Source organism: Pseudomonas sp. 05N434, assembly GCF_056396965.1.
In genome coordinates this window covers 1-5,505 of sequence record NZ_JBFTMK010000341.1, presented here as the reverse complement: position 1 = coordinate 5,505, position 5,505 = coordinate 1, and the positions used below count along the sequence as shown (strand labels likewise).

Sequence of the window (5,505 nt, the reverse complement as noted above, 5' to 3'; positions counted from 1 at the left end):
TCCAGCAGGTTTTTCCAATCCCGGGCGCGCTGCTCATCCGGCGGCGGAGGTTGGTGGCAGAAGAAATTGACGTTGAACGGACGCTGGGTGTGTTGGCGAATCGTCTTCAGTTCTTCGCGCAACTGCTCGATGCTCAGCATTGCGGCGGGCATGGAGCCGAGGCCGCCGGCGTTGCACACAGCAATCACCATGGCCGAAGTCGTCGCGCCGGCCATAGGGCCCTGGATGATCGGCAGCTCGATCCCGAGCAGGTCAAGAATGCGGGTGTCTGGCCATTGGCTCATGTGCAGTGTTCTCCGACGTCGAAACAGGGCAGGGACGGTAGAAGCAAGTTTGTATCAGTAATGCCTGGCGCAAGGCCAGTCGAGTTTTTAATGCGTACAGGATGATCCGCAAGGCGCCAGCCGATGGGGATTGGCTTAAAGTCGGGTACGGTGATGGGGTTCCCTGTGTTATTTCAACAGCACGACAACTGAACGATTCCACCAGGAGGCAGTGATGTTCAAAGGCATTCTGATCGACAAAGATGACAGCGGTTACCGGGCCACGCTGCAAGAGATCGCTGACGATCAATTGCCCGAGGGCGATGTGACGGTGCGTGTGGCGTACAGCACGCTGAACTTCAAGGATGGCCTGGCGATCACCGGCAGCAGCCCGGTGGTGCGCAAGTTCCCGATGGTGCCGGGGATCGATCTGGCAGGCACCGTCGAAGTCAGCAGTCATCCGGACTACAAGATCGGTGATCAAGTCCTGCTCAACGGCTGGGGTGTGGGTGAAGGACACTGGGGCGGGCTGGCGCAGAAAGCTCGCGTGAATGGCGACTGGCTGATTCCGTTGCCCAAGGCGTTCACCGCCGCGCAAGCGATGGCCGTCGGCACGGCCGGCTACACGGCGATGCTGAGCATCCTGGCGCTGGAGCACAACGGCGTGAGTCCCGAACAGGGCGACGTACTGGTGACGGGCGCCAACGGTGGCGTAGGCAGTTTCGCCATCGCGCTACTGAGCAAACTCGGCTATCGCGTGGTGGCCTCCACCGGCCGCACCTCCGAACACGACTACCTCAAGCAATTGGGCGCCAGTGAGATCATCGACCGCGCCACGTTATCGGAGCCGGGCAAACCGTTGGCCAAGGAGCGTTGGGCAGCGGTGATCGACTCGGTCGGCAGCCACACACTGGCCAACGCTTGTGCGAGCACCAAGGCTAACGGCACCGTCGCCGCCTGCGGCCTGGCCCAGGGCATGGACTTCCCGGCGTCCGTCGCACCGTTCATATTGCGCGGCGTGACCCTGGCCGGGATCAACAGCGTGACCCAACCCAAAGCCCGGCGGATACTGGCCTGGAATCGCCTGGCCAAGGACCTGGATTTCGCCTTGCTACCGCTGATCAGCCACGAAATCGGCTTGAGCGAAGCCATCGACGCCGCGCCGCGCTTGCTTGCCGGGCAGTTGCGCGGCCGGGTGGTGGTCGACGTCAATCGTTGATCGTTTCAGCATCAATCAATCAATCAAACAGACAAACTGTAGCAACAAGGAATATCGACCAATGGATGTAAAACTGCGCGAAGTGCAGCCCTTCAGCGTCTCGGGTTTGCAGGTGCGAACCCGCAATGCAGCAGAGCAGCAGCCGGATACCGCACGTATCGGCCCTATGTGGGAACGGTTTTTCGTCGAGGATATTTTCGACAAGATCGCCCACAAACAACCGGATTCCTTTATGTACGGCGTGTATTCCAACTACGAGTCCGACGCGTCGGGCCACTTCGATGTGACCGCGGGAGTGGCAGTCACCGCGCCCTCCGAGGGCTTTGCGCAAATTCAGGTTGAGGGCGGCGATTACCTGGTGTTCAGCGCCAAAGGGGCGATGCCCGATAGCGTCATTCAGGCCTGGGGCTTTATCTGGGCCTACTTCGAGGACAACCCGCTGGTTCGCCGCAAGTTCGCCACGGACTTCGAGGTCTACACCGGGCCTGAGTCCGTGGCGGTCTATATCGGCATTCAGGACCCGGACGCGTTTTCAAGTTCCAGCAACTGACGCTTGCGTTCCACGCCCCAGCGGTAACCCGACAGGTTGCCGTCGCTGCGCACCACGCGATGGCAAGGGATCGCCACCGCCAAACTATTCGCGCCACAGGCCTGGGCCACGGCGCGCATGGCTTTCGGCGCGCCGATGCGCTTAGCGATATCGGCGTAACTGGCGGTGCTACCGGCGGGAATCTCCCGCAGGGCTTGCCATACCCGCTCTTGAAACGCTGTGCCGCGTACATCCAGCGGCAAATCCAGGCCGAGGGCCGGGGCTTCGATAAAGCCGACGACCTTGGCGATCAACTGCTCGAACTCGTGATCGGCGCCAATCAGGTTGGCGCGGCGAAACTTGTCCTGCAGGTCGCAGACCAGTTGATGCGGGTCGTCGCCCAGCAGAATCGCGCAGACTCCGCGCTCACTTTGTGCCACCAGAATCGCTCCCAGAGAGCACTGGCCGACGGCAAAGCGAATGTCGTTGTTCTGCCCGGCCGCGCGATAGTCCCCGGGTGTCATGCCGAGCAATTGATCCGCCGCCTCATAGAAACGGCTGTTGGAATTGAATCCGGCGTCATACAGCGCATCGGTAACCGTGCCGCCATCGGTCAGGCGCTCGCGAACCTTGCGTGAACGATGGGCGGTGGCGTAGCCCTTGGGCGTCAGGCCGGTGATGGCCTTGAACACGCGGTGGAAGTGGAAACTGCTCAAACCGGCTGCATCCGCCAGTTCATTCAACGCCGGTAACGTTTCGGCGGATTCGATTTGACGGCACGCGGCGGCCACGGTCGCGGCGTGTTGCGCGGCGACGTCGCTGTGATCTTTCGCGGCCCGTTTGCTGGGGCGATAACCCGCCGCCTGAGCTTGCTCGGCCGTGTCGAAGAATTCGACGTTCTGCGGTTTCGGCAGGCGTGCCAGGCTGCTGGGGCGACAGTAGATACCGGTGGTTTYCACCGCATACACAAACTGCCCGTCGGCACGTGGATCGCGCGCGACCACGGCGGCCCAGCGAGGATCGTTTTCGGTGGCGATTGTTGGCGATTGAGTTGTCATGGCTTCATGTCCGTTGACCCGTTTCATGCAGATTAACCAGCCGGCACCGACGCCACACTCCGGGTCTTGCGGTCGAATTCGACTGCATCATCGCGCAGTACGAAAAGTGAAATTGATCCGCTGTTCGCCCAGCCGCGGATGCTGGCCTTCCTTGATCGGCAATACGCCGTGGTAACGCAAACGGTCCACGCCGCCCCAAACCACGATATCACCGTGAAATAGCGGCACCCGCTGGCTTTTGGYGTTGCGTTCGAAGCCGCCGAACAGGAACGTCGCCGGCAACCCCAAAGACACCGACACGATGGGGGCGGTGTAGGCGTTTTCGTTTTTGTCCTGATGCAACGACATCCTGGCCCCGGGAACATAGCGGTTGATCAGGCAGGAATCCGGTACGAACGCCATAAACCCTGCTTCTCGCGCCGCCGCCTGGGCCAGTTCGAAAAACACCTCGGGCATTTCAGGCCAGGGCGCGCCGGTCTGCGGATCGTTGCGGGTGTATCGGTAGCCGTTGCGGTCGGTGGTCCAGCCCCAGGTGCCGCAACTGCTCAAGGCCACCGACATGGTAAAGCCACCGGGCGTGACCATCTGCCGAAACGGCGCCGCTGTCAGAACCGCCTCCAGCGCCGGTAGTAACCGGTCGAGCCAGGGCAGGGCAAAGCCCCTCAGGACGTAGGATTGTTCGCCAATCTGCTCGCGCCTGGGCTGCTGCTCGGGTTCTGCGTCGGCAAACAGATCGAAGGTGATCGGGTTCATGGGCTCATAACGCATCGTGAAAGATGATTCCAAGGGTATGCCGTTTTCCACTGTGCAGGCGACTCACCCCATGACGCAGGGTCACTCGGTAATAGCCGCGAACGCCTTTAACCGGGCGCTGATTCACGGCAAAAATCAACGCGTCACCTTTCTTCAGTCCGATGACTTGCGGGCGCGATTGCATCCGTGGGCGTTGTTCGGTCAGCACAAATTCGCCACCGGTAAAGTCCTCTCCCGGTTCTGACAGCAGAATCGCCACTTGCAGCGGGAACACGTGTTCGCCGTACAGATCCTGATGCAAGCAGTTGTAGTCCTGCGTGCCGTATTGCAGCAATAAAGGTGTCGGGCGTTCCTGACCGGCGGCATGGCAGCGTTGCAGAAACGCTTCGTGGGATTCGGGGAAACGGGTCGGCAGATCCATGCATTCGTACCAGCGATTGGCAATGGGAACCAGTCGAGGGTAGAGCGCGCTGCGCAATCGGGCCACCGGATCCGGCAGCGGGTACCTGAAGTATTTGTACTCGCCACGGCCAAAACCGTGGCGCGCCATCACCACTTTCGAGCGAAAGGGTTCGGGGCAGTCGTACAGGGCGCTTATTTCATCGCAGGTCTTATGGCTTAAAAGCGATTTGATGATCGCGCAGCCATCCTGGTCGAGTTGCTGCGTAAGCGCGCCCCAGTCGAGGGCATCGTGGTGAATCGGATCGGTAAGCAAGGGTTCTGACTCCTTGACCAAAAGGTCGAGGCGGCCAGTTTAGAGAGCGTTGCGAGCGCGGGCACTCCGGCGCTTGCGGTCGAATTCGCGAGAGGGGAGCAGACGTCCATGTTGTCGCTCCAGATCGCGTTACAGCGCTTTGCTGACGCTGATCTCGCTGATGACGTCTTCGCTCTGGCCATGCAGCTTGTCCAGCGCAGCCTTGGCTTCTTCTGCAGTGCCGTTTTCAAGCTGGGCGAATTCGAAGCGACGTTCGCCGTTGAGTTTGTATTTGATGACGTATTTGGTCGTCTGGGCCACGGTCATACCTGCCTGTTCTGGTGTGGGTTCAGCTCAGCTTCGAGCTGGAGCGGCGGATGATCTYGATCGAGTGCGTCAGGGTCGGTTTGCGGGTCACGCTGATCGGCCGGCGGTTGACCGTGTCGATGGTGATGTTCCAGAAACCGGTGCTCGGCGCGGTGATCCGGGCCGGGAAGGTGTCGAATGCGCCACCGTGATACGTGTGACGGCCGCCGTTCTTGAAGCTGCGGAAGTTGGCGTCGTTCATCAAGCGGATGTTGCACATTTGGGAGCACTGAATGACGACGATGTCGTCTTCGTTGAGGTGCTCGCGCTGGTGGATAAATTTCATGAGGCGCCTCCAGAAGGGCTTTTTCTACAAAATCAAAACGATAGCATGGGCGATTGGCGCAGTTTATCAGCCCGAACAGGTTATTATCTGGCTGTCGGGGTCCGCTTTGACAATTAAAAACAGTTATTTGGAATTCTATGAGCGATAAAAGCAGGGAGCCTTGGAGAAAAACAGCATTTGTGCTGTCGGAGGGTCTTTATCGGAGGTTTCATATGAAATGGGGTGTTCTGGTCGTGCCGTTTGTATTGGCAGTGGGTGGATGTGCGACGGTCTCGGACATCACTGCGTCGTTGCCTACCATGAACGTGATTTCAGGCAAGAAACCCCATGAGTACGC

8 protein-coding genes are annotated in these 5,505 nt (G+C 59.9%); 2 read left to right on the top strand and 6 right to left on the bottom strand.

The annotated features are described in order from the left end of the window. A partial coding sequence (locus AC1DLB_RS19965) for an NAD(P)H-dependent flavin oxidoreductase (protein WP_477785504.1) occupies positions 1-284 on the bottom strand: 284 nt, incomplete at its 3' end. Between the two features lie 214 nt (positions 285-498). On the opposite strand from AC1DLB_RS19965, the gene acuI reads away from it, so the two are divergent. Together acuI and AC1DLB_RS19955 are read left to right on the top strand one after the other, a co-directional pair. Continuing rightward, a complete protein-coding gene (acuI, locus tag AC1DLB_RS19960) occupies positions 499-1,482 on the top strand; it encodes an acrylyl-CoA reductase (NADPH) (RefSeq protein WP_477743156.1) in 984 nt (327 codons plus the stop codon). 61 nt (positions 1,483-1,543) lie between these two features. Beyond that, the gene (locus tag AC1DLB_RS19955; RefSeq protein ID WP_477743155.1) at positions 1,544-2,032 is read left to right on the top strand and encodes a GyrI-like domain-containing protein; all 489 of its coding nucleotides are present in this window, start codon (positions 1,544-1,546) and stop codon (positions 2,030-2,032) included. Here AC1DLB_RS19955 and ada read toward each other — a convergent pair. The 5 genes from ada to AC1DLB_RS19930 form a co-directional block, all read right to left on the bottom strand. Then, positions 1,996-3,069, bottom strand: a complete 1,074-nt coding sequence (ada, locus tag AC1DLB_RS19950; protein WP_477785503.1) for a bifunctional DNA-binding transcriptional regulator/O6-methylguanine-DNA methyltransferase Ada — start codon at positions 3,067-3,069, stop codon at positions 1,996-1,998. The two genes, AC1DLB_RS19955 and ada, sit on opposite strands and share 37 nt — an antisense overlap. A gap of 87 nt (positions 3,070-3,156) precedes the next feature. Next, on the bottom strand, positions 3,157-3,837 hold the full coding sequence (gene alkB / locus AC1DLB_RS19945; protein ID WP_477785502.1) for a DNA oxidative demethylase AlkB: 681 nt from the start codon (positions 3,835-3,837) through the stop codon (positions 3,157-3,159). After that, entirely contained in the window at positions 3,827-4,537 is a 711-nt protein-coding gene (locus AC1DLB_RS19940; protein WP_477743153.1) for a 2OG-Fe(II) oxygenase, read from the bottom strand. Before AC1DLB_RS19940 ends, alkB begins: the two co-directional genes overlap by 11 nt. A gap of 129 nt (positions 4,538-4,666) precedes the next feature. Next, on the bottom strand, positions 4,667-4,837 hold the full coding sequence (locus AC1DLB_RS19935; RefSeq protein ID WP_086945763.1) for a hypothetical protein: 171 nt from the start codon (positions 4,835-4,837) through the stop codon (positions 4,667-4,669). Between the two features lie 28 nt (positions 4,838-4,865). Continuing rightward, positions 4,866-5,168, bottom strand: coding sequence for a DUF1883 domain-containing protein (locus AC1DLB_RS19930; RefSeq protein ID WP_477785501.1), 303 nt, complete (start codon positions 5,166-5,168; stop codon positions 4,866-4,868). Positions 5,169-5,505: the final 337 nt, after the last annotated feature.

Coding starts and splice junctions, on each gene's coding strand:
- acuI (WP_477743156.1), top strand. CDS start 499: ATGTTCAAAGGCATTCTGATCGACAAAGATGACAGCGGTTACCGGGCC.
- AC1DLB_RS19955 (WP_477743155.1), top strand. CDS start 1,544: ATGGATGTAAAACTGCGCGAAGTGCAGCCCTTCAGCGTCTCGGGTTTG.